Annotated in this window: 22 protein-coding genes, 2 pseudogenes and 1 other annotated feature; of the genes and pseudogenes, 14 read left to right on the top strand and 10 right to left on the bottom strand. The window is 57.7% G+C overall.

Features of this window, described 5'->3' with window-relative positions:
* Nucleotides 1-891, bottom strand: coding sequence for an NAD(P)-dependent oxidoreductase (locus LJU29_RS18425; RefSeq protein ID WP_005754897.1), 891 nt, complete (start codon nucleotides 889-891; stop codon nucleotides 1-3).
* A gap of 172 nt (nucleotides 892-1,063) precedes the next feature.
* On the opposite strand from LJU29_RS18425, the gene LJU29_RS18430 reads away from it, so the two are divergent.
* Nucleotides 1,064-1,969, top strand: a complete 906-nt coding sequence (locus LJU29_RS18430; RefSeq protein WP_005754899.1) for a LysR family transcriptional regulator — start codon at nucleotides 1,064-1,066, stop codon at nucleotides 1,967-1,969.
* A 102-nt stretch (nucleotides 1,970-2,071) separates the two neighbouring features.
* The gene (locus LJU29_RS18435; protein WP_005746328.1) at nucleotides 2,072-3,307 is read left to right on the top strand and encodes a zinc-dependent alcohol dehydrogenase; all 1,236 of its coding nucleotides are present in this window, start codon (nucleotides 2,072-2,074) and stop codon (nucleotides 3,305-3,307) included.
* A 244-nt stretch (nucleotides 3,308-3,551) separates the two neighbouring features.
* Here LJU29_RS18435 and LJU29_RS18440 read toward each other — a convergent pair whose 3' ends face one another.
* Together LJU29_RS18440 and LJU29_RS18445 are read right to left on the bottom strand one after the other, a co-directional pair.
* On the bottom strand, nucleotides 3,552-4,283 hold the full coding sequence (locus LJU29_RS18440) for an aspartate/glutamate racemase family protein (protein WP_002554379.1): 732 nt from the start codon (nucleotides 4,281-4,283) through the stop codon (nucleotides 3,552-3,554).
* A 10-nt stretch (nucleotides 4,284-4,293) separates the two neighbouring features.
* On the bottom strand, nucleotides 4,294-5,013 hold the full coding sequence (locus tag LJU29_RS18445) for a GntR family transcriptional regulator (RefSeq protein WP_005754903.1): 720 nt from the start codon (nucleotides 5,011-5,013) through the stop codon (nucleotides 4,294-4,296).
* Between the two features lie 344 nt (nucleotides 5,014-5,357).
* Between LJU29_RS18445 and LJU29_RS18450 the strand changes: the two genes are divergently transcribed.
* The 5 genes and pseudogenes from LJU29_RS18450 (at nucleotide 5,358) to LJU29_RS29710 (ending at nucleotide 11,662) form a co-directional block, all read left to right on the top strand.
* Nucleotides 5,358-6,812 (top strand): NCS1 family nucleobase:cation symporter-1, encoded by a 1,455-nt coding sequence (locus LJU29_RS18450; protein WP_257111029.1) that lies wholly within the window; start codon nucleotides 5,358-5,360, stop codon nucleotides 6,810-6,812.
* Nucleotides 6,813-7,146: 334 nt separating this feature from the next.
* Nucleotides 7,147-9,219 carry a hybrid sensor histidine kinase/response regulator gene (locus LJU29_RS18455; protein ID WP_257111030.1) on the top strand — a complete coding sequence of 691 codons (2,073 nt, stop codon included), beginning with the start codon at nucleotides 7,147-7,149 and terminating at the stop codon, nucleotides 9,217-9,219.
* Nucleotides 9,220-9,223: 4 nt separating this feature from the next.
* On the top strand, nucleotides 9,224-9,553 hold the full coding sequence (locus LJU29_RS18460; protein WP_044299769.1) for a hypothetical protein: 330 nt from the start codon (nucleotides 9,224-9,226) through the stop codon (nucleotides 9,551-9,553).
* A 219-nt stretch (nucleotides 9,554-9,772) separates the two neighbouring features.
* Nucleotides 9,773-10,807, top strand: a pseudogene (locus LJU29_RS29705) (HAMP domain-containing protein); the annotation flags it as partial.
* A gap of 90 nt (nucleotides 10,808-10,897) precedes the next feature.
* Nucleotides 10,898-11,662, top strand: a complete 765-nt coding sequence (locus tag LJU29_RS29710; RefSeq protein WP_371321918.1) for a methyl-accepting chemotaxis protein — start codon at nucleotides 10,898-10,900, stop codon at nucleotides 11,660-11,662.
* Nucleotides 11,663-11,730: 68 nt separating this feature from the next.
* Here LJU29_RS29710 and LJU29_RS29355 read toward each other — a convergent pair whose 3' ends face one another.
* From LJU29_RS29355 to LJU29_RS18480, 3 genes are all read right to left on the bottom strand, one after another.
* On the bottom strand, nucleotides 11,731-12,762 hold the full coding sequence (locus LJU29_RS29355; protein WP_004661284.1) for a methyl-accepting chemotaxis protein: 1,032 nt from the start codon (nucleotides 12,760-12,762) through the stop codon (nucleotides 11,731-11,733).
* A 257-nt stretch (nucleotides 12,763-13,019) separates the two neighbouring features.
* A complete protein-coding gene (locus tag LJU29_RS18475; protein WP_005747505.1) occupies nucleotides 13,020-13,334 on the bottom strand; it encodes a hypothetical protein in 315 nt (104 codons plus the stop codon).
* A gap of 45 nt (nucleotides 13,335-13,379) precedes the next feature.
* A complete protein-coding gene (locus LJU29_RS18480) occupies nucleotides 13,380-14,264 on the bottom strand; it encodes an alpha/beta hydrolase (RefSeq protein WP_057423237.1) in 885 nt (294 codons plus the stop codon).
* Between the two features lie 116 nt (nucleotides 14,265-14,380).
* On the opposite strand from LJU29_RS18480, the gene LJU29_RS18485 reads away from it, so the two are divergent.
* The 6 genes and pseudogenes from LJU29_RS18485 to LJU29_RS18510 all read left to right on the top strand — a co-directional run bounded on the left by LJU29_RS18485 (nucleotide 14,381) and on the right by LJU29_RS18510 (nucleotide 20,261).
* Nucleotides 14,381-14,980 carry a TetR/AcrR family transcriptional regulator gene (locus LJU29_RS18485; protein ID WP_057403120.1) on the top strand — a complete coding sequence of 200 codons (600 nt, stop codon included), beginning with the start codon at nucleotides 14,381-14,383 and terminating at the stop codon, nucleotides 14,978-14,980.
* A gap of 349 nt (nucleotides 14,981-15,329) precedes the next feature.
* Nucleotides 15,330-16,552 (top strand): annotated as a pseudogene (locus LJU29_RS18490) (IS3-like element IS51 family transposase).
* Nucleotides 15,608-15,724: a sequence feature (AL1L pseudoknot), on the top strand. (Overlaps the previous pseudogene by 117 nt.)
* A 76-nt stretch (nucleotides 16,553-16,628) precedes the next feature.
* The gene (locus LJU29_RS18495; protein ID WP_005754919.1) at nucleotides 16,629-17,417 is read left to right on the top strand and encodes an SDR family NAD(P)-dependent oxidoreductase; all 789 of its coding nucleotides are present in this window, start codon (nucleotides 16,629-16,631) and stop codon (nucleotides 17,415-17,417) included.
* Between the two features lie 16 nt (nucleotides 17,418-17,433).
* The gene (locus LJU29_RS18500) at nucleotides 17,434-18,294 is read left to right on the top strand and encodes an alpha/beta fold hydrolase (RefSeq protein WP_005747217.1); all 861 of its coding nucleotides are present in this window, start codon (nucleotides 17,434-17,436) and stop codon (nucleotides 18,292-18,294) included.
* A 75-nt stretch (nucleotides 18,295-18,369) separates the two neighbouring features.
* Complete coding sequence (locus LJU29_RS18505) at nucleotides 18,370-19,371, top strand: NADP-dependent oxidoreductase (RefSeq protein ID WP_057423236.1); 1,002 nt, start codon at nucleotides 18,370-18,372, stop codon at nucleotides 19,369-19,371.
* Between the two features lie 77 nt (nucleotides 19,372-19,448).
* Nucleotides 19,449-20,261 carry an oxidoreductase gene (locus LJU29_RS18510; protein ID WP_257111032.1) on the top strand — a complete coding sequence of 271 codons (813 nt, stop codon included), beginning with the start codon at nucleotides 19,449-19,451 and terminating at the stop codon, nucleotides 20,259-20,261.
* A gap of 21 nt (nucleotides 20,262-20,282) precedes the next feature.
* On the opposite strand, the gene LJU29_RS18515 is transcribed toward LJU29_RS18510, so the two are convergent.
* From LJU29_RS18515 to LJU29_RS18530, 4 genes are all read right to left on the bottom strand, one after another.
* The gene (locus tag LJU29_RS18515; protein WP_257111033.1) at nucleotides 20,283-21,245 is read right to left on the bottom strand and encodes a DMT family transporter; all 963 of its coding nucleotides are present in this window, start codon (nucleotides 21,243-21,245) and stop codon (nucleotides 20,283-20,285) included.
* A gap of 79 nt (nucleotides 21,246-21,324) precedes the next feature.
* The gene (locus tag LJU29_RS18520) at nucleotides 21,325-22,053 is read right to left on the bottom strand and encodes an AraC family transcriptional regulator (protein WP_005754928.1); all 729 of its coding nucleotides are present in this window, start codon (nucleotides 22,051-22,053) and stop codon (nucleotides 21,325-21,327) included.
* A gap of 128 nt (nucleotides 22,054-22,181) precedes the next feature.
* Nucleotides 22,182-22,745, bottom strand: a complete 564-nt coding sequence (locus LJU29_RS18525) for a TetR/AcrR family transcriptional regulator (protein ID WP_257111034.1) — start codon at nucleotides 22,743-22,745, stop codon at nucleotides 22,182-22,184.
* Nucleotides 22,746-22,902: 157 nt separating this feature from the next.
* The gene (locus LJU29_RS18530) at nucleotides 22,903-23,604 is read right to left on the bottom strand and encodes a glutathione S-transferase family protein (protein WP_005754931.1); all 702 of its coding nucleotides are present in this window, start codon (nucleotides 23,602-23,604) and stop codon (nucleotides 22,903-22,905) included.
* Between the two features lie 280 nt (nucleotides 23,605-23,884).
* Here LJU29_RS18530 and LJU29_RS18535 point away from each other — a divergent pair, with 280 nt between their 5' ends.
* Nucleotides 23,885-26,293 carry a DUF3772 domain-containing protein gene (locus LJU29_RS18535; RefSeq protein WP_005754932.1) on the top strand — a complete coding sequence of 803 codons (2,409 nt, stop codon included), beginning with the start codon at nucleotides 23,885-23,887 and terminating at the stop codon, nucleotides 26,291-26,293.
* Nucleotides 26,294-26,345: the final 52 nt, after the last annotated feature.

Consider the following 26,345-nt stretch of genomic DNA (forward strand, 5'->3'; position numbering starts at 1 on the left):
TTATTCTCCATGACCGTAAAATTTGCCATCGGTGCGTTGCACGATGGCGCAGAAGTCTTCGTTGTCCGCCAGGGTTTCACTGCTGGCCTGCCACAATTGCGCGACGACGCGCGACAGCGGCAGGTCCATGTCGAGGCTGTCCGCCAGATCGCTGGCCAGGCCGACGTCCTTGCGCATCAGGCCCATGGTGAAACCTGAGTCATAGGCCTTGTTGAGTACCCAGGTCGGGAACATCACTTGCGTGGCACCGCTGCGTCCGGAACCGGCATTCAGGCCCTGCAGAAGTTTTTCCGGATCGACACCTGCACGCGCGGCCATCGCCACGGCTTCGGCAGTGCTGATCAGGTGGCAGGCGGCGAGCATGTTGTTGGCGATCTTGGCCACATTGCCTGCGCCGCACTGGCCGACGTGCACGCGTGTGCCGCTCACTCCTTCCAAAATCGGCATGGCGCGCGCAAGATCGGCATCTTCAGCGCCGATGACCATCGACATGGTGCCGGTAGCTGCGCCTTTCGGGCCGCCCGAGACAGGTGCATCGATAAAGGCAATGCCGGTTTTGGCCAGTTCGGCGGCGACCTTACGGCTCATTTCCGGTGTTGATGTGGTGGTATCGACCACGATCAAGCCCTTGCGACCGAACTCGCTGATACCGCCCGCACCGAGACACACCGACTCCACATGCTCGGCCTTGGGCAGCGACAGGATCAGAATATCCACGCCTTGAATCAGTTGTTTGCGGTCGGCAACCGGCTTGACGCCTTTGCTTTCAGCCTGGGCCAGCGCAGCCTGCGACAGGTCGAAGCCGCTGACATCAAAGCCCTTGCCCGCCAGCGTGGCAGCCATGCCGCCGCCCATGTTGCCCAATCCGATCACACCTGCTTTCAAAGTCATGTCTGCATCCCGGTCAAAGGTTTTGTACGAATTCGAGAACGACGCTGCGAGCCTTGTCGGCGAGCAATGTGCTGATGATCCGAGTATGGACAGCGCTCTCCCCTCTCAGCAATAATCCTCAAATCGAATTTATGTTGCCTTTGGCGCAACACAGAGCCTCTACAGGAGCCTTATGAGCCTGGTGCAAGATCGACGCATCCTGTATTTCTTCGAAGCCGTGCGGCTGTGCAGCGTCAGGGCTGCCGCCGACTTCCTCAACGTCGCGCCCTCGGCGGTCAGCCGCCAGATCGCGCAACTGGAACAGGAGCTCGGCTCGCCATTGCTCGAGCGCCATCGCCGAGGGGTCAAACCCACTGAAGCAGGCGACAAGGTGCTGGCCTACTACCGCCAGCGACTGACGCAGCAGGAGGTCCTGCTGGATTCGATCCAGGCGCTGAAGGGCCTGCACAGCGGCTCGGTGACATTGGTATCCGGAGAAGGTTTTCTTGAAAGCCTCGCCCAGCCGCTGGCCCGGTTTTCCGAGCTGTACCCGCGCATCGAACTGCTCGTGAACGTTTGTGGCAGTAACGAGGTGATTCGCCAGGTGGTGGAGGACGAAGCGCATATCGGCCTGGTCTTCAACCCCGCTGCCGACCCGAAAATCCGCTCTCACGCCCATCAGCGCAAGCCAGTGTGCGTGATCACCGCACCCGATCATCCGCTGACGCAAGAGCAGGCTCCGATAGAGCTGCGGGCACTGGAACACTACCGTGTCGCGCTGCCTGCCGTGTCTTATGGCATTCGCCAGATTCTTCTGCAGGCCGAACATCAACTGGGTATTACAGTGCAGCCGACACTGACCTGCAGCACCTTCGCCATGCTCAAGCATTTCGCCATGCAGGGTGGCGTCACGCTGTTGCCGACCTTTGTTGTGGAGGAGGAGATAAAGGCCGGAAAACTGCGCGCCCTGCCCTTGCAGCATGAGGTGTTCAGCAGCCCGCAGACGCATTTGATCAGCCGTCTGGGTCGGCAGCTCAGTGTCGGTGCCAACCGCCTGATGGGCATGCTGTTGCAGGACATGACGGCGTTTCGCAATTGACCTACCGTTAGTCCCGCTTCGACCAATCGCGCTGAACCAACAAAATCCTCATGGTTCATCTTCAGTACGGATCAGAACTTCTGCTGCCATCGAGGATTAATCATGAGAGCTTTGACTTACCACGGCGCGAACAGTGTGAAGGTCGACACAGTGCCGGACCCGGAAATACAAGAAGCTGACGACATCATTTTAAAAGTCACCGCGACCGCAATCTGCGGCTCTGATCTGCACTTGTATCGCGGCAAGATACCCACGGTGGAACACGGCGACATATTCGGCCATGAGTTCATGGGCATTGTCGAAGAGACTGGCCCGGCGGTCACCGCTGTGCAGAAAGGTGATCGTGTAGTGATCCCTTTTGTGATTGCTTGCGGCAGCTGCTTTTTCTGCAACATCGACCTGTTCGCAGCCTGTGAAACCACCAACACCGGGCGCGGCGCGATCATCAACAAAAAGTCCATTCCGCCAGGGGCAGCACTGTTCGGTTTCAGTCATCTGTATGGCGGCATTCCCGGCGGTCAGGCTGAGTACGTGCGCGTGCCAAAGGCCAATGTCGGCCCGTTCAAAGTGCCGGGCACACTGGCTGACGAGAAGGTTCTATTCCTTTCCGACATCTTGCCCACTGCCTGGCAGGCGGTAACCAATGCGGGCATCGGCCAGGGTTCCAGCGTTGCCATCTATGGCGCTGGTCCAGTGGGTCTGATGAGCGCCGCATGCGCGAGAATGCTCGGCGCCGAGAAGATATTCATGGTCGATCACCATCCGTATCGCCTGGCCTATGCGCAGAAAACCTATGGTGTGATCCCGATCAATTTCGATGACGACGATGACCCGGCCGACACCATCATCCGTCAGACAGCTGGCATGCGCGGCGTGGACGGTGTGGTCGATGCAGTCGGTTTCGAAGCCAAGGGCAGCACCACCGAAACCATTCTGGCCACGCTGAAACTGGAAGGCAGCAGTGGCAAGGCATTGCGTCAGTGCATCGCAGCGGTAAGGCGTGGCGGCGTAGTGAGCGTACCGGGCGTTTACGCAGGGTTTATCCACGGTTTCATGTTCGGCGATGCGTTCGACAAGGGCCTGACGTTCAAGATGGGCCAGACCCATGTCCATCGCTTCATGCCTGAACTGCTCGAGCACATCGAAGCCGGACGACTCGAACCGGAAGCCATCATCACCCACCGCATGTCGCTGGAAGATGCTGCAAAAGGTTACAAGCTGTTCGACAAGAAGGAAGAGGATTGCCGCAAGGTAATTCTGACTCCGGGCAACAACACCATTGTGGTGCCAGACGCCACGACAGAAGCGCTGGTTGCGGGTGGCGTGCCGGCCATGTAAGGCGCATCCTTGGTGCTCAAGATCGGACGCAGAGCGTCCAGAAGTGCGCCACCACGCGGAGCGTGGGAGCGATCGCCACACGCTCCGTCGCTAGAGAACGCGGAGCGTCCAGAAGGTAGTGGTCGTTGAGACTATCGTTCCCTACGTTCCAGCGTGGGGATGCCGTTCTGGACGCTCTGCGTCCGATCTTTGTGCCGCGGAGCATCACCCAAAGCGTGTGTCAGTGCATTTGCGAACGCACATTTTATCGACTCAGGTAGGCAAATCGCCCTTTGAACGGTTTGCCGATGGGGTCGGCCAGGTCGCCGTGTTTGCTGGTACTCAGCCCAAGGTCCACCAGCGACTCTGCCAGTTTCACCGCCGCCGCCACGCCGTCGATCACCGGCAGACCAATCGCTTCACTCAATTGCCGACCCAGATCGGCCATCCCGCCGCAGCCCAGCACAATGGCACCTGCCCCCTCTTCATCACGTGCCCGGCGAGCCTGTTCGGCCATGCACTCGATCAGCTCAGGCCCGCTCTCTTCCAGCGCCAGCACCGGTAGATCGATACAACGTACCGAGGTGCACAGTTCGCTGAAGCCATAGCGCTGCAACAGGTGCTCGGCGATGATCCGCGTTCGGGTCAGCGTGGTGACCACTGCGAAGCGGGTGGAAATCAGACTGGCCATATGGAAAGCCGCTTCGGCAATGCCGATCACAGGTGCGCTGGCGTACTCGCGGGCTGCCAGCAGGCCAGGATCGCCGAAACAGGCGATGATGTGCGCGTCGACCTGTTGCTCACGGCCTTTGCGTATCTCTTCCAGCACGCCAAGGGTCGCTATCGCTTCGTCAAAATGGCCTTCGATAGACACCGGGCCATCATCGGGACTGCACGCAAGAATCTGCGTACCGGGGCGCGCAATGGCTTGCGCCGCGAGGCCAATCTTGTGGGTCATGGCTTCGCTGGTGTTGGGGTTGATCACTTGAATACGCACCGGAACTCCTTCAGCGCCGTTTGAAAATGCTATGAAAATCTACTGTCTCGCTCACCGGTGCATCTACATTCAGGCTGGCGCGGATACGGCGCAGATGCTCGGCCATCCACTCTCGGGCCTGTTCGCCCTGCCCGGCTTCGAGCAAGGTCAGCAAGTCAACGTGCTGACCACAATCACAGCCGACGCTGCGCCGCGAACCGTACACCGCCACGATCAGCGAAGAACGCGTAGTGAGCTGCGCGACTTGCTCGGTCAATACCTGATTGCCCGCCAACGCGCTCAATTGCACATGAAATCTGGCCGACAACTGAATAGCTTCGCTGTGACGCCCGGCGTGTTGCGCCTCATGTTCCTGTTCACAGAGCGCACGCAGTGATTCCAGACGCTGGCCGCCTGCCCGTGCGGCGATATCGGCCATCAGCGCGGGTTCGATCAACTGCCTGGCACCCAGCACATCCTGCGCTTCCTGCGCCGACGGTTGCGCGACCTCTGCGCCGCGCTTGGGACGCAAGGTCACCAGCCGTTCCAGGGCCAGGCGCTGCAAGACCTTGCGAATGCCGGTCCGGCTGATCTCGAACACTTCAGCCAATGCGTCCTCGGGCAAACGCGTGCCTGGCGCAAGCCGGTGCTCGACGATTGCTTCCAGTACGTGCTGATAAATTTGCTCGTCGCGGCCTTTTTCATCGGCAGCGGGCGTCAGGAACAAGGGAGCGCTGGCAGGTCGAGTCATGGTTTCAGATCACTTTTTCGGTACAGATCGTATACAGGAATAGTGCCCGATGTACCACTTGATGAATAGCGCTATCTAAGCCGCCAAGCAACGCCCATGGGCTGGGCAGCCTGCAAAATCGCACCGAAAATGGGCCATTGCGCTCCGTTAGTGTGCGCTTTAAACGCTATGACGGACGTGCCCACTGTGCTGACTTTTCTGGACTGGAACGCCAGCTGGCATAGCGCGCATTGACTTTTTACCTATGAAAAAACGTATGGCACATCTTTTGCGTACACGATCGTATACAAAAATATCATCGATCGTACCCCGATCCCGCCACGATCCATCGAGGGAGTAACGCTATGACAGACCAACGCCCGGCCGGATACAGCCCGCGCCTGCACAACCATGATCTGGGGCCGGTGCCGCAGAAGTGGACCTGGTACAACATTCTGGCGTTCTGGATGAGCGACGTGCACAGCGTCGGCGGTTACGTTTTCGCCGCCAGCCTCTTCGCGCTCGGTCTGGCCAGCTGGCAAGTGTTGATTGCGCTGCTGGTGGGCATCTGCATCATTCAGGTGATTGCCAATCTGGTCGCCAAACCCAGCCAGCAAGCCGCCGTGCCCTACCCGGTCATCTGCCGCCTGGCCTTCGGGGTATTCGGTGCCAACATTCCTGCAATCATCCGCGGGCTTATTGCAGTGGCGTGGTACGGCATTCAAACCTATCTGGCGTCCAGCGCACTGGTGATCGTCGTTCTACGCTTCTTCCCGGAACTGGCTGCGTATCAGAACCTGACCTTTCTCGGGCTGTCGTGGCTTGGCTGGTTCGGTTTTCTGGCGTTGTGGGTGTTCCAGGCTGCTGTGTTCTGGACCGGCATGGAATCGATCAGACGCTTCATCGACTGGGCCGGTCCTGCCGTTTACGCGGTGATGTTCGCGCTGGCAGGCTGGATTGTATGGCGCGCCGGTTGGGATAACATCAGTTTCACCCTGGCTGAAAAAGAGTTATCCGGCTGGGCGGCATTCGGGCAAGTGGTCATGGCCATCGCGCTGGTGGTCTCATACTTCTCCGGCCCTACCCTGAACTTCGGTGATTTCAGCCGCTATTGCCGCAGCATGGCTGACGTGCGCCGCGGCAATTTCTGGGGCTTGCCGGTGAACTTTCTGGCGTTCTCGCTGGTGACCGTGGTGATTGTCTCGGGCACGCTGCCGATTTTCGGTGAAATGATCCACGACCCTATTGCCACCGTATCGCGTATCGATAACACCACCGCCGTGCTGCTTGGCGCATTTACTTTCGTGACCGCCACTGTCGGCATCAACATCGTCGCCAACTTCGTTTCCCCGGCCTTCGACTTTGCCAACGTGGCCCCCAGCCGCATCAGCTGGCGTGCAGGCGGCATGATTGCTGCCGTAGCTTCGATCTTTATCACGCCCTGGAACCTGTTCAACAACCCTGAAGTGATCCATTACACCCTGGACGTGCTCGCGGCCTGCATCGGCCCACTGTTCGGCATCCTGCTGGTGGATTACTACCTGATCAAGAAGCAGCAGATTGATGTCGACGCCCTGTTCAATGACGACACGCCAAGCGGTCGCTACTGGTACACCAATGGCGTGAACTGGATTGCGGTCAAAGCGCTAGTGCTGACGGCGCTGGTGGGTCTGTGCTTTACCTTTGTCGAGTGGTTCAAGCCCATTGCCAACTTTGCGTGGTTCACCGGGTGCATCCTGGGTGGCGCGCTGTTTTATGTGATGACCCGATGGTCGCCCGTGCAGACTGCCAACCTGCCTGCGCCTGTCGGCCAGAACTAAGAGCTACTGTAGAGGCGCTGGCACCTGACCGGGACCAGCGCCTGCACGTTACACAAACACCGGTCGCCTCGCGAAATCAGCGCTTTCAGCTGGCTCGGCAAGCCCGATATGACCTGAAAGCACTGCCCAGACTGCCTCCGTAGAAAATACTGCACTTATCAGATGATATTAATTTAATATCACTCTCAGGCCAAACCCATGGAATGATGAAGTGTCACTGATCGCCTGTAAGGCCTGGGGCACAAAATAGAATAAAATTTGTACAACTTTCAGGCCGCTGCGCTGCCCTATGACTGAGTCTTTGTGAACCAGGCGTTCAAGTGGGTCGATAGTGATGAGCAATGATGTTTCCGGCGGCATGCCATTCGCCCCCCAGCCACTCCCGCCTTTAGAGCAGGAAGCGGCCGAGCAGCTACAACTCGCCCTTGATTCAGGGGCAGTTGTCGGCACTTGGGTGTGGGACATCATTGCCGATCAGTTGACCGGCGATGAGCGGTTTGCCCGGACCTTCGGCTTGTGCCCGAAGCTGTGCGCCAAAGGCTTGCCACTGGAGCTGGTGATAGCCTCCATTCATCCCGACGATTCGGCCAGAGTCGACAAGTCAATCGAGGACGCGCTTCAGAACAGCGAAACCTACCGATGCGAATACCGGGTTCTGCATGAAGACGGCCTTTATCGCTGGGTTGAAGCCAGCGGAAAAATCGAGCGTGATAGTCGCGGCAAGCCTGTTCGCAGTCCGGGCGTATTGCTTGATATAGACAGCCGTCGCATGGCTGAAGACGAGCGCGACCGGCTCAACGAGTTGCTGAGGATATTCACGGCTGCCGTTCCGGGCGTTGTCTACGCCAAGGATCTAGAAGGTCGCATGCTGGTCGCCAATCGTGGCACCGCAGAACTGATCGGCAAGCCGCCCGAGTTTTTCATCGGCAAGACGGACCTGGAGTTTCTGGATGATCAGCAACAGGCACGGGTGCTCATGGAAACCGACCGCCGGATCATGCAGAACAATGTCAGCGAACAGATCGAAGAACAGGTCAACCTGCCTGACGGCTCTGCAGCGACGTGGCTCTCGACCAAAGCGCCCTTGCTCGATGAAAACGGCGAGGTGATCGGTCTGATCGGCTCGTCTGTTGATGTCACCGCCAGAAAAAAAGCCGAAGAAGCGGTCAGAGAACTCAATCAGACACTCGAACAGCGCATCGAACAAGCCGTTTTCGAACGTGAGCAGGTCGAAGACGCCCTGCGCCATTCCCAGAAGATGGACGCCGTCGGACAACTGACAGGCGGCATCGCACATGACTTCAACAACCTGCTGGCCGGCATTTCCGGCAGCCTTGAACTGATCACCAAACGACTGGCTCAAGGCCGTGTCGGTGATGTAGACCGGTACGTGTCGGTCGCTCAGGGCGCAGTACGGCGCGCGGCTTCGCTGACCCACCGGCTGTTGGCGTTTTCGCGGCGTCAGAACCTGTCCCCGAGAGTCACCAACGTCAACGTGTTGATTCAGGACATGGAAGAACTTATTGCACGCACGGTCGGCCCGGAGATAGATATAAAAGTCGTCGCCCACGATGACTTGTGGCCTGCACTGATCGATCATGCCCAGTTGGAAAGTTCGTTGCTGAACCTGTGCCTGAACGCCCGTGACGCAATGCCCAGTGGCGGGCGCATCGTCATCGAAACAGCCAATGCGTCCATTGAAGAATGTACCGACCCTGATCACGGCATTCCTGCCGGCGAGCACCTGAGCATCCGCGTCACAGATACTGGCATGGGGATGAGCCCGGACACCGTCGCCAAGGCGTTTGAACCGTTCTTCACCACCAAACCCATTGGCGCCGGGACCGGCCTGGGCCTGTCGATGGTCTACGGTTTTGTGCGCCAGTCCGGCGGTCAGATCCGCGTCGAGTCGGTTGAAGGTCAGGGCACCAGCGTGGTCATGCACCTGCCACGCCATATTGCTGAAAATGCTCCACGCGCTGCCGAGCCCGAAATAACCGAAGAGTCAGCGCAGCACACCGGCGAAACCGTTCTGATCGTTGATGACGAGCCGTCGGTCAGAATGCTTGTCGCCGAGGTGATCACCGGCCTGGGCTACAACTGCCTGGAAGCAGGCGACGCTCAGTCAGGTTTGCAGATCCTGCAGTCAGATACCCGCATCGACCTGCTCATCAGTGACATCGGTTTGCCGGGCGGCATGAACGGCCGGGAAATGGCTGACGCTGCGGGCGACTGCCGACCGGGGCTGCCGACCCTGTTCATCACTGGCTACGCCAAGACTTCAGTGCTGGACGACTGCCACCTGCGGCCCTGCACACAAGTTTTGACCAAGCCGTTCGGGCTGGATGCGCTCGCCGGGCGAGTGACAGGCCTGATCGGCGCGGATGCAGCCACTCGCTGCTATTGATAGCGTGCACCCTACGACACCCGATGGCCGGTATTTTGTGGTCAAGGGACAACTCTGGCGATGTTCCAATCCGTCCCTGAGCGAAGAGGTTCGTCAGCGATTAGTGAATGAGTTGATGGCTGCCCGGCGCGAGGTCAAGGCAGCCAAGGCAAGCGCGGATTCAGATGCACTGAAAGCCGCCCGGGCCGGGGTTCACCAGGCCAAGGTTGCACTTGGGGAGCGCGGCGACGTCTGGTGGACTGACGGGGCGAGGGATTTCAATCGGTGCAAGGTTGAAAACACACCGTATGCGCAGTGGTATGTAGGGTCAGAAGCACAACGATCGGCTAAGTAAACGCCTTCGATACAGCGGCAAACCTCATTCATTACTATTCACCGCCCCGCTTGATCATCGGATTAGGCCTCGCCTTGCCCCTGAGGCGCTGTGATAGACGCTCCGCGAAGCATTTATATGATAACCAGCATTCATTAATCGGCGCGCCCGCCGATAAACCGCTATTGCTTTCGCTGTACTTCACCTCTCGGCACTCCCCCTCTAAAGGCCCTTATCGGCATGACAAAATCGCTAAAATTCAGCCATAAAATCCTGTTGGCGGCGTCTCTCGTAGTGATCGCCGCATTCACCCTGTTCACGTTTTACAACGACTATCTGCAACGCAACGCCCTGCGTCTGCAATTGAAGGAGAACCTGAATCAGACGGGTGACAGCACCGCAGGCAACATCCGCAACTGGCTTTCAGGGCGAATTCTTCTGGTAGAGAACCTGGCGGAAAATGCGTCTTCGCCGCAATCAACCGACGCGCAGAATCTTGCCCTCGGCCAACCCACGCTTATCGACACCTTCATGAGTATTTACCAGGGTAAGAGCGATGGTTCTTTCGTCACTCAGCCGCCTGATGACATGCCGGCCGACTATGACCCCAGGACCCGGCCGTGGTATGTCGATGCCGTGCGCGCAGGCAAGACGATCCTCACCGAACCGTATCTGGATGCTGTGACCAAAGGGTTGATCGTGACCCTTGCCACACCGGTCAAAAGTGCATCGGGTGTATCCGGGGTCATTGGCGGTGATCTGAGCCTGGAAATACTGGTGAAAATGATCAGTTCGCTGCGCCTTCATGGCGACGGCTACGCGTTTCTGGTCGATGCGAATGGCCGCATTCTGGTCCACCCGGACACTTCGCTGGTAATGAAAACGCTGGCAGAAGTCTACCCGGCGAATACGCCGAAATTGTCCCAGAACCTGAGCGAAAGCGAGCATGCCGGAAAAGCTCAGATTCTTACGTTTGCCCATGTAGACGGGCTGCCTTCCGTCAACTGGTATGTGGGCGTGGCGATGGACAAAGAGATCGCCTATGCATCACTGGGCGAGTTCAGAAACTCGGCCATCGTGGCGACTGTCATTGCGGTGGTGCTGATCATCCTTCTGCTGGGGATGCTTCTGAGCGTACTGATGCGGCCGCTCAACCTGATGGGCCGCGCCATGCACGATATCGCTGCCGGCGAAGGTGATCTGACCAAACGCTTGACGATTCAGAGCGAAGACGAGTTCGGGTATCTGGGCAACGGCTTCAACCTCTTTGTAGAACGAATCCACGACTCGATGCGTGAAGTAGCCTCCTCCACGGTACAGCTCAATGAAGTTGCCCAGCGGGTAGTGAATGCCTCCAACTCGTCGATGCTCAATTCCGATCAGCAGTCCAACCGTACCAACAGCGTGGCCGCAGCCATCAATGAGCTGGGCGCTGCAACCCAGGAGATTGCCCAGAACGCCGCGCGCGCCTCTGGCCATTCAAGCGATGCACGCACGCTGGCCTCGGACGGTCAGGACGTGGTCGGGCAGAACATCGCGGCCATGAGCCGCCTGTCAAAGCGCATCAGCAACGCAAGTGAACAGATTGAAACGCTCAATACAAAAACCGCCAACATCGGCCAGATACTGGAAGTGATTACCGGCATCTCTCAACAGACCAACCTGCTGGCCCTTAACGCAGCCATCGAGGCGGCACGCGCGGGTGAAGCCGGCCGAGGTTTTGCCGTGGTGGCCGACGAAGTACGCAGCCTGGCCCACCGAACGCAAGAATCGGCGAGCCAGGTGCAAGAGATGATCGAGCAGCTGCAATCGGGCGCTCGCGAGGCTGTTGCGCTCATGAACGAAAGCCAGCGTGAAAGTGTTGAAACGGTCGGCATCGCCAACAAGGCCGTTGCAAGCCTTGAACACGTTACCGAACGCATTGGCGAAATCGACGGCATGAACCATTCGGTTGCCACGGCGACCGAAGAACAAACTGCCGTTGTGGAAGCGATCAATGTGGATATCACAGAGATCAATACCCTGAACCAGCAAGGCGTGGAGAACTTGAACGCTACCCTGCGCGCCTGCACTGACCTTGAACAGCAATCCACCCGCTTGACGCAGCTGGTGGGTAGCTTCCGTATATAACGCTCAAGCCGCTGCCAGAGAATTTCTGGCAGCGGCTCTACATCCCGACTGCCAGGAAGCACGCGCAACTAAGGCAACTGCTGTTCAATCACCCCCAGCCACCCCATGCCGGGATAAGTCTCAAAGCCCGGGGTCATTGAATACCCTTGAATGCTGTTGTTGGGCAGTGTGCTGTAACCGGTGGCCTGCCCCGCCCTGGTCTGCAAGTCGATACTGTGGCCCAACGGGCTTTGGGGGTCGGAACTGGCAATTATCCTGTGGCTGGCATCGACCATCATCACTCGGGTGCGGGTGCGCTCTTCATCACTCAGACGCACGCCATTGATCACCGAGTCCGACTGATTCTTCCAGTCAAAGAAAATCCCGATGACGCCGATCACAGGTGAGTGTTTGCCAGCGTTACTGCGCACGGCTGCACTGAACGCACAGGTTTGCGAGCCGTTGAGCAAGGGCTCCACAGCGACTTCACCGGCAAAGTATTGATCGCCAGACGAGTGCCGCACCGCCTGCTTGAACCAGGTCGCCTCATTTACATTCGCACCGATAACCTTGTCGAAGGTATCGGGCCGACCGGACGCAATCACGCAGCCGGTTGTATCGGCAACCCAGATGTCCAGATACACCGTATAACTGTCCAGAATGACGCCGAGGCGCTCACTGGAGTGTGCGCGACTCTGCGCAGTTGGGGTCATCAGTACATCAACCAGCGATGCATCGGTCGCCCACCAGCGAACATCGCACGTGCGCTCATATAGATTGCGATCAATGATTTCGATCAGGTTCAGTGCGAGGTCTGCCAGCCGTTGTCCTCGCACATCAAAACACATGCCCTTACCAAGCTCGGTCAGTTCATTGACCGATGCTTGCAGGTCTTGAGTCAGACCGCTGGCAATCTTCGAAATCTGCTCGGAGATATTCTTCACCTCCTCGGCCACCACCGCAAAACCCCGACCGGCTTTACCTGCATGCGCCGCTTCGATCAGCGCGTTTATTGCCAGCAATCGAGTCTGGCGGGTGATCAGTTGTATATCGCTGACGCCACGAGTTGCCAGAGATTCCACTTCACGGGACAGGGTCACAATTCGTTCGGGTTCGATCATTTTCTTTCTGCTTCAATGAGTTACCGTAGGCGGCAGCCATCGCACAATCGTCGTGCAAAAAACAGAGGGAAAGAAGTTGTCATTCTCAAGGGCGCGGAAGTCTGGGCTTCCTGTTTTTATCGACTGATGTCGTAATGCCCTCAACCCCGCTAATCTAGTTTTGAAGGTCGACAATCTGCAAGCATTGCGCACGGAACGTTTGCACGACGGGTTTAAGAAGCATGTATGCGGAAGGGCTTCGGGCTGAGTGCGGACGCTCAGCTGTTGACGCTTTCGATCTCAGACTTTGTTGCTTGCACTACAGCCTCGCCCACCTCGGTAAGACCGAAAATAATATGCTGCACATAGGGAAACGAAGCGTCGCAGGGCAATACGGCACCTGAAATCAACAGGCCTTCTTTCACGAGATGATCAATCATCTCCATGAACTCCCCTATTGCCGGAACCGCTGGCTGGAGACGAATCAAACTCAGGTACAGCTGACCAGACGTCATCTTTCCAGGGCGGAAAAAATGGGCGTTGTTAACGATTTCCAGCACTGCCAACTCATCGGAAAAATGATGATTGCTCACAGTGACCTCCAGCTTCAGGAACCACGACCCGCGTCTCCAGCCAGGTCATGGTTCAATCGGCGTTGGCAAGTGACTATCCGGCTTCAGAAACTCCATCACTTCAGCAGTAACGGAGGGGTGATCAATCAGCCGGTTATGGCCCAGCCCTTCCGTGGTGAAGAGACGTGCTCCGGGCCATAGCTTTGCGAACCGAGCACCCTTTTCCCACGGGGTTTCGCGATCTCGGCGGTCATGAATAATAAGCGCTGGACGATCAAGCAACTGCAGTCGCGCAGAAGCGTCGTAATCCGCGAAGCGGCGGCCGCTCAGCGCATGCAAGTATCCTTCAAAAGGTGCGAAAACCTTGTGCGCGATACCAAAAGTTTCAAACTGATGAAGCGCGTTGTCAGCCGGGGCCAGGAACGGCGCAATCAACACAAACCGGTCGGGACGCCACTGCTCTTCCTGAGCGAAAACGATTGACGAAGCGCCCAACGAATGAGCGATCACGGCCGCAGGCTTTCCGAAATGGCGTCCTACCTGCTGAAGCACTTCCACAAACTGCGGCATGTGGCTGATATCGCCAGAGCTTAATCCATGGGCAGGCTGATCAAAACCAACCACCGCATAGCCCATCGATCGTAACAACGGCACCCAGCCGACAAAACGCATCGCGTAGCTTGACCACCCATGGGAGAACAACACATAAGGTTGACTGGAAGGATCTCCCCACACGTAGGTGCAGATCTTGATCCCGTTCAGTTCCAGAGTACCCGTTTGCACATCCGCCGATGCGCTCAGCGCAGCCGCAGCCTCGGCACGTCCTGCGGCCTGGGGTGTGACGAAACGTCGGACAAGGTATCTTCCGGTGGGGCCAGGTAGAATACGGCTGGCAAGCATGAAGGTGCCCCGCAGCGTCAATAATCGAAGCCTGTTGGTAAGTTTGCTCATCGGTATTCTCCGCACCAGCCATAAGACCTGGAGCAATTAGAGCAGCCTATCTTGTCACTGACAAGATAAGCTGTACGATGGCTATATAACTTTTATTTCATGACAGGGAGCTTCGTATGTCGACCTCAGATACCCCGCGTACTTACCACCATGGCAACTTGCCGACCGTCTTGCGGCAGGCGGCCTGGGACATCGTAGGGGAAGCAGGCATGCGAGGACTCTCACTGCGTGAATGCGCAAGACGGGCGAACGTTTCACACGCCGCACCTGCGCACCATTTCGGCTCTCTGGAAAACCTTATGGCAGAGGTGGTGGCCGATGGTTATGAACGGATGGTCGACGCTATCCGTGCCGCGCAGCGGGACCTTGGCGACTGTATGCTGGGCTGTGGGATAGGCTATGTCAATTTCGCTAAAAACTACCCACAGCACTTCCGGTTGATGTTCGGAATGGGCGGGGTCAACCGCACATTACCCAGGTTGCTCACTTCAGGCGAAGCCACGATGCAACTGCTTCGTCAGTCGATACGTACAGCATGGGTCGCAAAAAACGGTGCCGAACCAGACTCGACAGTGCTTGAGCAACGCACCTTCCTCGCCTGGAGCACTGCGCATGGGTATGCCTCATTGGCAATCGACAGAAAGCTAGATGAACTCTCTGTAGTCTCGGCCGAATCGATACTCAAACCGATGGCGTCTTTTTTGCTTACACCATAGCGCTCCGCGCCCCCCAAAAGCGCCCAGGCCTATACGCCCACTTCGCCCTCTGAAACGCCCTCTGCGCCGCATCTCCCGAGCGGCCAAAGCGCCTGCGCGCGAGATTTCTCTTCGCCCCTCTCGCCTATGAATGCAGACGCACACGACCTCGCCATATTTTGATGTCGACCAACATCAATACGTTGACATTTTAGATTTTGATCGTAATCATAACGCCAAGGATCAATTGGCAGGGCCTTTCAGCGTCAGCGTCGAAGGCCCTGCCGGGTGACCGACAATCGCAGGCGCAAACGCCTGGCTGAACCGCCCCGGGTTTCTCGGAGACTCCAACCTTTGAGAGGATGGAGCGATGAAAAAACTACCGAAGTACTCCCCAGAGGTCCGTGAGCGGGCCATCAGGATGGTTTTCGAACACCTTCCTGAGTACGAGTCGCAGTGGGCCACCATCAGTGCCATTGCCCCCAAGATCGGCTGCACGCCCGAGACATTACGGCTGTGGGTTCGCCAATCTGAGCGCAACAGCGGCCAGCTTGATGGGCTGAGCACAGTCGAACGTGAGCGAGTCAAGCTGTTGGAGCGTGAGAACCGTCAGTTGCGTCAAGCTAACGAGATATTGCGTAAGGCCTCAGCCTATTTTGCCCAGGCGGAGCTCGACCGCCCATTCAAACGATGAAGACGTTTATTGATGAAAACCGCCAGTCTTACGGGGTCGAGCCGATTTGCAAGGTGTTGCCAATCGCCCCGTCGACGTACTACCGGTACGCTGCTCAGCAGGCTGACCCCAGCCAGCAGTCAGCGCGTGCGCAGCGTGACCAGGAACTGGGTGAGCACATCCAGCGAGTCTGGGATGAGCACTTCCATGTATATGGCGTGCGCAAGGTCTGGCGACAGTTGCTGCGTGAAGGCCAGCAAGTCGCCCGCTGTACGGTGCAACGCCTGATGGGAGAGCTGGGCCTGCAAGGCGTGGTACGCGGCAAGCCTGTCAAGACGACGGTCAGCGACCAAGCCAGGCCGTGCCCGCAGGATCATGTCAACCGTCAGTTTGTGGCTGAGTGCCCGAACGCCCTATGGGTATCGGACTTTACCTACGTCAGTACCTGGCAGGGTTTTGTTTACGTGGCCTTCATCGTTGATGTCTTTGCCCGATTCATCGTCGGTTGGAAGGTGTCCAGTTCAGCGCGTACCGATTTTGTACTCGATGCACTGGAGCAAGCCCTTTACGCCCGTCGCCCAGTCAAGCAGGGTGGACTCATTCACCACAGTGACCGTGGCGTGCAGTACGTGTCCATTCGCTATACCGAGCGTCTTGTCGAAGCCGGTATTGAGCCATCGGTCGGGAGTGTCGGTGACTCTTACGACAATGCCTTGGCTGAGACCATCAATGGTCTTTACAAGGCTGAAGTGATTCATCGACGCTCTTGACCCACACGGGGGGCGGTGGAGCTGGAAACGCTGAAATGGGTGGACTGGTTCAATCACCGCCGCCTGCTGGAGCCAATCGGTCATATTCCACCGGTCGAGGCAGAAGCCATCTATTATCAGCAACTCACCGAGTCTGCCCACGTGGCATGACTCAAACAAAAGGGTCTCCGAGAAACCCGGGGCGGTTCAGGCTGCCCTCATCGCATTACTTGTCAGGACATCACCAATGACTACTCTCCCCACTGTTCTCATCACTGGCGCTTCCAGCGGTATTGGTGCCATTTATGCCAAGCGATTTGCCCGTCGCGGCCACAACCTGGTGCTTGTCGCACGTGACAAGCCACGCCTCGATGCTCTGGCAGCAAGGCTGGGTAAAGAAAACGACGTAGCTGTCGAAGTGCTTCAGGCCGACCTGACCAACGCTGCCGACCTCACAGCGCTTGAAACTCGCCTGCGCGACGATGCCCGGATCGGCGTCCTTATCAATAACGCAGGTATTGCTCAGTCCGGCGGGTTCATTGAGCAGAGCGCTGAGGCCATTGAAAAACTTGTCGCCCTCAACATTGTTGCGCTGACGCGACTCGCTGCCGCAGTGGCCCCTCGCTTCGCGCAGTCCGGTACCGGTTCAATCGTCAACCTCGGGTCGGTGGTGGGCTTGGCGCCAGAGCTCGGCATGACCGTTTACGGTGCCACCAAGGCTTATGTGCTGTTCCTGTCCCAAGGCTTGAACCTGGAACTGGCACCCAAGGGCGTGTACATCCAGGCGGTCCTGCCGGCAGCTACCCGCACCGAAATCTGGGAGCGCGCCGGGATCGACCTCAACACCCTCCCCGAGGTGATGGACGTTGAAGAACTGGTCGATGCAGCGCTGGTGGGCTTCGATCGTCGCGAACTGGTGACCATTCCGCCACTGCACGTTGCGGGTCGTTGGGACGCGCTTGATGGCGCGCGGCAAGGGTTGCTGTCGGACATTCGACAGGCGAACGCCGCAGAGCGCTATCTGACCAAAGCCTGAAACCAGGGTACCCATCATGAGTAACTCAAATCTGCAGACTCATTCGGCGCAGTCGTTTGTCCAGGCGCCTAATAAAATCGCAACAGTCGCAGGCATTGCCTTCGCCTATCGCGAGTCAGGTTTGCGTGGTGGCGTGCCGCTCTTGTTGCTCAACTACTGGGGCGCGGTACTGGACGATTTCGACCCGCGCATTGTTGATGGTCTTGCTACCAGGCATCACGTTATCGCCATCGACTATCGCGGGGCTGGTTTATCGACCGGCACCGCGCCGCTGACGATAGGCGAGATGGCTCGCGACACCCTCGAGCTGGTGCGGGCAATGGGCTACAGACAAGTGGATCTGATTGGCTTTTCAATGGGCGGTTTCGTGGCCCAGGACCTGGCATTGAAAGCACCCGATCTGGTACGCAAAGTTATTCTGGCAGGCACCGGACCGGCAGGCGGACACGGTATCGAGCGCATAGGTGCGCTGTCCTGGCCACTTATTCTCAAAGGCTTGCTGAGGCTGCGAGACCCCAAGGTCGATATGTTTTTCACCTCCACGCTCAATGGCCGACGCGCTGCCAGAAACTATCTGAGCAGGGTGAAGGAACGTACGGTTGACCGCGACAAGCCGCCAACGCCTCGCTTGCTGCTTCGCCAACTCAAAGCAATCAAAGCCTGGGGCAAACAACCCGCGCAGGATCTTGCACGCCTGCGGGTGCCTGTACTTATCGTCGTCGGGGACAGCGACGTCATGGTCGCAAGCGAGTTGAGTCGCGATATGAGCCAACGTCTCCCGCAGGCGCAACTGGTGGTTTATCAAGACGCAGGCCATGGTTGCGTCTTTCAGTATCACGCCGACTTCGTCTCAACGGCTCTGGAGTTCCTTGCATAAAGCGTTCGAACTTCAACTGCACATCGTTTTTAAAAACAACCCATCACTGTCAGACGACCCTGGAAACCTAGCGTCATGAAAGCACTTACCTTCGAAAGCTATGGCAAGTCGCCTGAAATTGCGATAACGCATGTACCTCTGCCGACCATCAAGCCTGATGAACTGTTAGTGGAAGTTCACGCGGCCGGGTTGAACCCGATCGACAACATGATTACCACGGGCACGTTCAAGGCCGTCCTCAAGTACGAATTACCCGCCATTATGGGCAGCGATCTTTCCGGCGTGGTCATCGCGGTAGGCAAAGCCGTCACCCGCTTCAAGGCGGGTGACGCCATTTTCGCCAGTCTCTTTGACCTCGGCAAAGGTAGCATCGCCGAATTTGCAGCCGTTCCTGAGCACGCTGCTGCACTTAAACCGGCGAATCTGGATTTCGTACAAGCGGCCTCTATTCCAATGGTCGGGCTTACATCCTGGCAAGCCTTGAAAGAACGCGCCAATCTTCAACCCGGCCAGAAGGTATTCATACCTGCGGGGGCTGGAGGCATCGGCACCTTCGCTATTCAACTGGCTAAACACCTGGGGGCCAACGTCGCCACGACCACCAGTACCGGCAATGTAGAGCTGGTGCGCAGCCTGGGTGCAGATGAAGTGGTGGACTATAAAAAGCAGGCATTCGAGCAAGTATTGCGCGACTACGACCTGGTGCTGGGTACAACGCGAGGAGACACGATTAAAAAAGCCGTCGGCATCCTCAAGTCAGGAGGTTTGATCGTATCCCTCGTCGGGCCACTGGATAAGGCGTTCGCCAAGGCACGCCGGATGAATGCCTTCTTCACTTTACTCTTCGGGCTGATGAGCCACTCAATCAGGCGCCGTGCGAAAAAACACCACGTGACCTACTCGTTCCTGTTCGTACGCCCGCAGGGGGCTCAACTCGAGAAGATTGCCGTGTTACTTGAAAGCGGGCAAATCAAACCCGTCATTGACAGGGTCTTTGCGCTTGAGCAGGCCAAAGAAGGACTTGAGTACCTGGCCCGGGGGCGTGCCAAAGGCAAAGTAGTTGTGAAGATCAGGTAAGTGTCGGTGACCCGCGTTTTCAATTCCCCACATAAGCAACTTGTCGGCCCCCAGCCTTTTGAACACTGGAGCATTACATGAGCACATCTTCCGGAAAAACGGCCATTGTCACCGGTGCATCATCCGGTATCGGCCACGCAACGGCCGAGGCGCTGGTGCGCTCGGGCTATACCGTATTCGGCACCAGCCGCAAGATTGGCGAAAGTGCAACGCAGGTATCCATGCGTACTTGTGACGTAACTAACGATGACTCGGTCAGCGCGCTCGTTTCCAGCGTACTTGCGCAGACCGGGCGGATCGACCTGCTGGTCAACAATGCTGGTATTGGCCTGATAGGCGGCTCCGAGGAATTCTCGATACCCCAGGTGCAGGCGTTGTTCGACGTCAATCTGTTCGGCGTCATCCGCATGACCAATGCAGTATTACCGTCGATGCGCGAACGTGGCCAGGGGCGCATTATCAATATCGGTTCGATTCTGGGCTTGATACCCGCGCCCTACTCTTCGCATTATTCGGCGGTCAAGCATGCGCTGGAAGGTTACTCGGAATCTCTGGATCACGAAGTGCGCGCCTTCAATATTCGCGTCTCGGTCATTGAGCCGGCTTTTGTACGAACCGTCTTCGATCAAAACGGCCTTGAGCCGGACCGGTTATTGAAGGAATACGATCAGGCCCGAGCAGGATTCAAGGCGTTGCTCGCCGATGTAATGCCGAAAGCCGATTTGCCGGAAGTGGTGGCGGCTGTAGTGCTTAAAGCGGCGAGCGATGTACTCCCCAAGCGGCGCTACACTGCCGGCAAGACAGCCCGACAAATCAGCATGCTGCGTCGCTTAGCACCTGCCGGGGTGTTTGACAAGAGCCTGCGCAAGGAGCTTCGTTTGCCGGTTTGAAATGCAGGTGAGGCGGTCACTTCAGGGGCGGTGCTTGAGCTGGACAGTCGGGGAATGCAGGGGCGTACGATGACAATTCAGACACCAGACCACACCGCTGACCAGCAAGGCAATGGCCGCCAGCTCATAGCCGTCGGGTAGCCGGCGCTCCCATAAAAAACCGAAGACGAGCGCCGCCAGCGTTTCAATCACGAGCACTTGCCCGCTGAGTGCCAAGGGCAGAAGTCGGCTCGCCTGATTCCAGCAGGCACCACCCACCACCGAAGACAAAAGCGCAACGCCACCGGCCACCACGAGAAAATGCAGCCATTCGGAAATACCATAGGTGCCCACTTGAGAACCCAGGACCGGCGCTGCCAAAAGCAGTGATTGAGCGCCCGTCATGACCCCCATAAGCAACGCCCAGTCATGCGCGGAGACGTTGGCGACCTGTACCAGCCGCCGGGCATTGCTCACCGCAAACCAGCTCCACGTCAGCAACGCACCTGACGCGCATAAAATCCCGACAATATTCGCCGCTGTATCGGGCCTTTGGTCATTGATCAGCGCGTGCCAACTGATAAGCACAACGCCCCCCACTGCGCAGCACAGTGAGGGGAAGAGCTTGCGCAGAGAAACGGCATTTGCGTCATGACGACCTGCCAGGGTTACGAGCACCGGAATAAGTCCGACAATCAACGACGTTGTGGCGATGCCGACCAACTGCACGCCTGTGCCCACTAGCGAGTAGTAGATGAGGTTGCCGACCAGGCTAAGCCAGAAGAGTGACTTCCAGTCGGCCATGGTGAGACTGGCGCAAACACGCCGCCAACGCAGCATCAGCAGGGCCGCAGAAATGGCGCCGTAGCAGAGAAATCTTATGACCGCGAACTGCACACCGCTCAAACCTGGAGTCAGCTGCGGGCCCAGGAAAATCACGCCCCAGCACAGACCGGCGCAAACGCCATAAACAATGCCCTTGGGCAATGATCGATCAGCAAACATTTCACCTGCGCTCCAACGCCTAAAGCATGAAGTCTGGAGCGTCGGGCCTGGAGGGTCTTGTCAGTAACTGCGGAATTTTTTACCCGGACTGTTTTTGCGCTTTACGATAAACCGCCGGGGTCGTAGCGCTCAAACGCTGCATAGTGCGCGTCAGCGATGCCTGATCGGAAAAGCCCGCACGCATGGCAATCTCGGCTATCGGCAGCGAGGTGCCACGCAACCACCGTTTAGCCTCCTGTATGCGTAGTTCAGTCAGCCAGGCTTGAGGACTCATCGCGAATAATTGCCGGAATCGCTGGTGCAACTGGCTCATGCTCATGTTTGCGACTTGGGCCATGGCCTGATTGCTCCAGTGTGCCCCAGGATTTGCTCGCAGACGGGCTATCAAGTGCTCTACAGGGGACGAAAAACGGCAGGTGTCCGAGCCAAGGGATGACAGAAGCAGAGGGCCCAGCTGTGAGGCAGCAATGGCCAGTTGCTGGTTACCGATCAGCTCGGCGAATTCGATAAGGCGACGGGTCGCGGGCGAAACAGGCACATATATTTTCTCGGCCAGACGCCCCATCTGGATTGTCTCCAGCGTCGTCGGTGCGCAGTCCAGCACCAGAAAACGGCTGTCGACGTGAGTGTCCTGCGAGTGCCGCGAACCAGGCTTTACCAGCGCGGCCAGTGACTGATCGATAAAGCCACCGCGACCGTCCACGTCAATTTCCATTCGGCCACGAATCGGCAGTACCAATTGAGTATGGTCGTGGCAGTGCTGAGGGCTTTGCGTCTTGTAGCTGCGAACTTCAAGGCTTAGAAACATTAGTGCACCCCTTGCCGTCGGGTGATTCGAGGTCTGGCGTTCCATAGTGTCTGCGCGCTTACAGGTTCAGCGGCGTCAGCAACAGGTCAACTGGCTGGCAATCCTTATCCCGCTTGATCAGCATCTACTTAAGCCGGCAGCGGCCCGCAGGCACGATAGGTGTCGATCAGCGTATCAAAAAGGGCAATGTCTGACCGGCTTCTCGCAATGAGTTGAGCGCCCGCCACAGCCGAAAAAATCGCCTGCGCCCGCACCTCGCTGGCCGCTGGCATACACACATTCGCCGCCACCAGAAGCTTGCTCAGCCAGGCAATATTGACCTGGGCAAAAAGCTGAATTTCCTGAGTCATCTCTGGCGGCAATTTATCGGTTTCAGCGCCGATAAAACTGCCCAGACAAAGGCGGTTTTCAGCCTCTAGCGAGCGGCGGAAAATTTCCGGGAAACGGTACAGCGCTTCGACAGGGTCTGGAGTTTCTTCAGAAATAGCCTCAAGAGCAGCAGCACCGTCCTGCCAGTAGCGCTTGGCAACCGCCACACCCAGGTCAGCCTTGCTTGGAAAGTGGTAGTAAATACTGGCTGGTTTGATTCCAACCTGAGCCGCCAGATCGCGAAAGTTCAGGCCGTTATAACCCTGAGACTGAGCGATGTTTCTCGCGGCAAGCAGAATGGCCTCTCGTGCGTTGATGGTCATCGTGGTGCCTTGTGCTTCGGACAGGTTTCTGCAAACGGGCGCATGCTAATTCAAAAACCTGACTGTTGTCAGGTAGAACGGTTGTGCGAGGCACGGGGAAGTCGAGAACGCCATGCAATGACGGTCCCGACGATAATGTGCGCGCGCAACAGGTCGGTCACTCGGCCGGCGAGTCCAGTTCGGGTATACCGCTGCTGCGATCAGCATAGGCGGCCTGGAAACCCGGGCGTTTCTGCCAGCGCTTCCAGTACAAGTCCAGGAACTCGAAACGCTCATCCAGCGGCATGGCGTTGACCGGAAACTTGGAGAAGGCAATGGCGGTTGCAAGGGTGATATCCGCGAAAGTCGGCGCCTCGCCGCCCAACAGCCACTCGCGGCCATCGGAAAGATGACGGTTGACCAATGCGGCGTGTGTCAGCGCCTCTTTGCGGCAGTGCTCGCCCCATGCTTCGTTCTTCGTCAGTTCAAGTTTGAAGCCGAGCCCGGTGTGCAATACATGAAACGCGGTAACGATCCGGTAGAGAATATGCACCCAGATCCGGTTATCCCACATGTTATCAAGGCCTTGTTCCAGAGCGCCTTCCCCCATGATCTTGCGGCCCGGATAAGACTGATCCAGATAGCGAGCGATAGCGGCGGTCTCGGAAATGAAGCTGCCGTCTGCCAGTTCAAGGGTGGGCGTTTCTCCCCAAGGGTTCATATTGAGATGACGCCAGCCACGCTGCTCTCCGCCGGGGGTCATGTCGTAAATAGTCTCATCGAACTGATCGGCAATGCCTTTTTCGTGGATGAACAGGCGCAGGCGCTGGGGGTTCGGAAAAGCCGAAGGAGATGTGAAAAGTCGCAATCTGGAGGTCATGGTCGGGCCTGTGAAATGGAGTGGGCATCTACCTAACAACTGCTAGGTAGATAGACCGTAGCACACTCCTGAGCCCAGTCAATACCCTACCTAACATTTGTTAGGTAGATGACCGTAGCGCCCTATTTTCGCTGGCCCGTGTTTTCAGCACTCAAACACGAAGTCCTTGATATTCTATTGGCTGCGCTCCAGAGACTCGTGAGTGCAGCTCAAGACAGACAAGGCCCGTGCCTGAAATACACAGGTTTGCCAGGCCGCACAGTGCAAAGAAGGGAAAAGAATGCAGCATGCTTCGCTTAACCGTTTTCATATTGGGCTGCTCGCCTTGCTTTTGCTGTGCGTGACCTTGCCAGCCCTGGCCCAGAATAGCCCGGCACCTCAAACCGATAGCACCAGTAGCGCATCCCCCGCAGTGGATGCACCGAGCCTGGATGACTTGAGCGAACAACTGGATCAGATCCGTCAAAAAGTGACGGGCAGTGCCAACGATGACCTGCTTTCAAGCCTGCGGCAGGCCGCTTTGCAGGTCCAGAAACAAGCCGACAATCTGACTGCCCGACAAGCTGTCGACATCGAACACCTGAATGATCAGCTCAACATTCTCGGGCCGGCGCAACCGGACGAAGCGCCAAGTCTGACCAGTCAGCGCAAGACATTGACCGCTCAGAAAAACGCGCTGGTTAATGATGAACGCCAAACCAACACGTTAAGCCAGTCAGCCCGTGATTTGGCTACGCAGATATTCAATCTGCGCCGCAGCCTTTTCGATTCGCAGATCAGCACGCGGACAGCGAGCCCGCTCAGCTCGGCGTTCTGGTCCACGCTGATTCGTCCTACCGATGACGACCTGGGACGCTTGAACAGACTTCTGGTGGATGTCCGCCAAGTGCTCAGCAGCACGCTGGCACCGGAAAACCGTGTGCAATTCATCAGCATTGTGGTCGGCGCGCTGTTCGTATGGGTCGTTGTTCGCCGCCTGCTGGAGCGCTTGCTGATCTGGTCGATGATTCGCTGGCTACCCGAAGGCCGCCTGCGGCGCAGCGCCCTGGCACTGGCTGTAGGGCTATCGACCATTCTCACCATTACCGTTGCCACTTCCTTGTTGCGCTGGGGGATCGTGCGCAATGCGGTGCTCAGCAACGACGTGGTCAACCTGCTCGATCAGGTGCAGACGCTGATCACTTTCTGCGCTTTCATCGTCGGTCTGGGCCGCGCGTTGTTGATGCGGGCACACGCCTCATGGCGTCTGCCGCAAATCCCTGACCAGATCGCCACGGCACTGGGCCGCTTCCCGCCTGCCTTGGCGCTGGCACTCATGATCATCGGCACGCAGGAGCGCATCAACAGTGTCATAGCCAGCAGCCTGGCCCTGACGGTAGCGGTCAATGGCCTGACAGCGCTGGCGGTTTCGCTGGTGTTTTTCTACGCCCTGGTGCGCTACCGCCGAACCCGCCGACGCTTCGAGCTGGAGCGGCCAGCAGGTTTCGTCGGACTGCTTCCCTTTATCGTTGCGGTATGGGTCGGCCTGAGCTTGCTGGCGTTGCTCAGCGGCTACCTGACGCTGGCTTACTTTCTGGCGGTGAAACTGCTTTGGGTGAGCGTGGTGGCGTCCACTGCGTATCTATTGATCGCCTGCTTCGGTGACATCTGCGAGACCCTTCTGTCGCCCAAACAACCTGGCGGCATGGCGTTGGGTTCGGCGCTGGGCTTGTCCGCCCGTCACCAAGCCCAGGCAAGCACCGTACTGGCAGGCATAGGCCGTACCCTGCTGTTGCTTACCGCATTGCTGCTGGCTTTCCTGCCTTCGGGTTCCAGCCCGGGCGACCTGCTCGCAAGTTTCACTCAAATGGACGTCACGTCCAAATCCCTGGGCAACCTGAACATCGTCCCCAGCGATATTCTGATGGCACTGATTTGCCTGGTCGTCGGCCTGCTGGGCGTGCGGGTACTCAAGGAGTGGTTCGGAGAACGCCTTCTGCCCGAGACCAACATGGACGCGGGCATGCAGGCCTCGCTGGTGACCTTGATCGGCTACATCGGCTTTGTGCTGGTGGTGGCCGTGGTGATGTCCACGCTCAAGATCAGCCTGACCAATTTGACCTGGGTGGTCAGTGCGCTGTCGGTGGGGATAGGTTTCGGCCTGCAAGCCATTGTGCAGAACTTCATCTCCGGCCTGATTCTGCTGACCGAGCGTCCGGTCAAAGTCGGCGACTGGGTAAGCCTGGCAGGGGTCGAAGGCGATATTCGCCGGATCAACGTCCGCGCGACCGAAATCCAGATGGGCGACCGCTCGACAGTGATCGTGCCGAACTCGCAGTTCATCACGCAAAACGTGCGCAACGTCACCATGGGCAACGCGTTGGGGGTAGTAGGAATCACGCTTACCCTGCCCCTGGAAACAGATGTTCTGCAAATACGCGAGCTGCTGTTGCAGGCCTTTACCGAGCATGAAGCGATACTCGACACGCCTGCACCCTCAGTCACCTTCAAAGACCTGACCAATACCGGTTTGATCATCAGCGCCAGCGGCTACGTAAACAGCCCGCGTTCGGTGGGTGGCGCGCGGAGTGATCTGTTGTTTACGGTCCTGGGGCGTCTGAGGGAGCTGGGTGTAGCGCTGTCTGCGCCGCAGAGCATGGTGTTGATCAATGAGGGGGCTGGGAAGGAGGCGACGGAAAAGAACCCGTGATAGTTCAGGGCTGGGCTGGAGTGGATGAAGCAGTCAACTGTGCTCACCTCGG

The sequence above is a fragment of the Pseudomonas ficuserectae genome (assembly GCF_024584585.1).
Lineage (GTDB): Bacteria > Pseudomonadota > Gammaproteobacteria > Pseudomonadales > Pseudomonadaceae > Aquipseudomonas > Aquipseudomonas amygdali.

What these genes read in the sequence shown, in the direction of transcription:
- LJU29_RS18425 (WP_005754897.1), bottom strand. Translation starts at nt 891, where the DNA reads ATGACTTTGAAAGCAGGTGTGATCGGATTGGGCAACATGGGCGGCGGC.
- LJU29_RS18515 (WP_257111033.1), bottom strand. Translation starts at nt 21,245, where the DNA reads ATGTTTGCTGATCGATCATTGCCCAAGGGCATTGTTTATGGCGTTTGC.
- LJU29_RS18510 (WP_257111032.1), top strand. Translation starts at nt 19,449, where the DNA reads ATGAGCACATCTTCCGGAAAAACGGCCATTGTCACCGGTGCATCATCC.
- LJU29_RS29710 (WP_371321918.1), top strand. Translation starts at nt 10,898, where the DNA reads ATGCTCAATTCCGATCAGCAGTCCAACCGTACCAACAGCGTGGCCGCA.
- LJU29_RS18535 (WP_005754932.1), top strand. Translation starts at nt 23,885, where the DNA reads ATGCAGCATGCTTCGCTTAACCGTTTTCATATTGGGCTGCTCGCCTTG.
- LJU29_RS18430 (WP_005754899.1), top strand. Translation starts at nt 1,064, where the DNA reads ATGAGCCTGGTGCAAGATCGACGCATCCTGTATTTCTTCGAAGCCGTG.
- LJU29_RS18525 (WP_257111034.1), bottom strand. Translation starts at nt 22,745, where the DNA reads ATGACCATCAACGCACGAGAGGCCATTCTGCTTGCCGCGAGAAACATC.
- LJU29_RS18435 (WP_005746328.1), top strand. Translation starts at nt 2,072, where the DNA reads ATGAGAGCTTTGACTTACCACGGCGCGAACAGTGTGAAGGTCGACACA.
- LJU29_RS18455 (WP_257111030.1), top strand. Translation starts at nt 7,147, where the DNA reads ATGAGCAATGATGTTTCCGGCGGCATGCCATTCGCCCCCCAGCCACTC.
- LJU29_RS18505 (WP_057423236.1), top strand. Translation starts at nt 18,370, where the DNA reads ATGAAAGCACTTACCTTCGAAAGCTATGGCAAGTCGCCTGAAATTGCG.
- LJU29_RS29355 (WP_004661284.1), bottom strand. Translation starts at nt 12,762, where the DNA reads ATGATCGAACCCGAACGAATTGTGACCCTGTCCCGTGAAGTGGAATCT.
- LJU29_RS18480 (WP_057423237.1), bottom strand. Translation starts at nt 14,264, where the DNA reads ATGAGCAAACTTACCAACAGGCTTCGATTATTGACGCTGCGGGGCACC.
- LJU29_RS18445 (WP_005754903.1), bottom strand. Translation starts at nt 5,013, where the DNA reads ATGACTCGACCTGCCAGCGCTCCCTTGTTCCTGACGCCCGCTGCCGAT.
- LJU29_RS18520 (WP_005754928.1), bottom strand. Translation starts at nt 22,053, where the DNA reads ATGTTTCTAAGCCTTGAAGTTCGCAGCTACAAGACGCAAAGCCCTCAG.
- LJU29_RS18500 (WP_005747217.1), top strand. Translation starts at nt 17,434, where the DNA reads ATGAGTAACTCAAATCTGCAGACTCATTCGGCGCAGTCGTTTGTCCAG.
- LJU29_RS18495 (WP_005754919.1), top strand. Translation starts at nt 16,629, where the DNA reads ATGACTACTCTCCCCACTGTTCTCATCACTGGCGCTTCCAGCGGTATT.
- LJU29_RS18450 (WP_257111029.1), top strand. Translation starts at nt 5,358, where the DNA reads ATGACAGACCAACGCCCGGCCGGATACAGCCCGCGCCTGCACAACCAT.
- LJU29_RS18530 (WP_005754931.1), bottom strand. Translation starts at nt 23,604, where the DNA reads ATGACCTCCAGATTGCGACTTTTCACATCTCCTTCGGCTTTTCCGAAC.
- LJU29_RS18485 (WP_057403120.1), top strand. Translation starts at nt 14,381, where the DNA reads ATGTCGACCTCAGATACCCCGCGTACTTACCACCATGGCAACTTGCCG.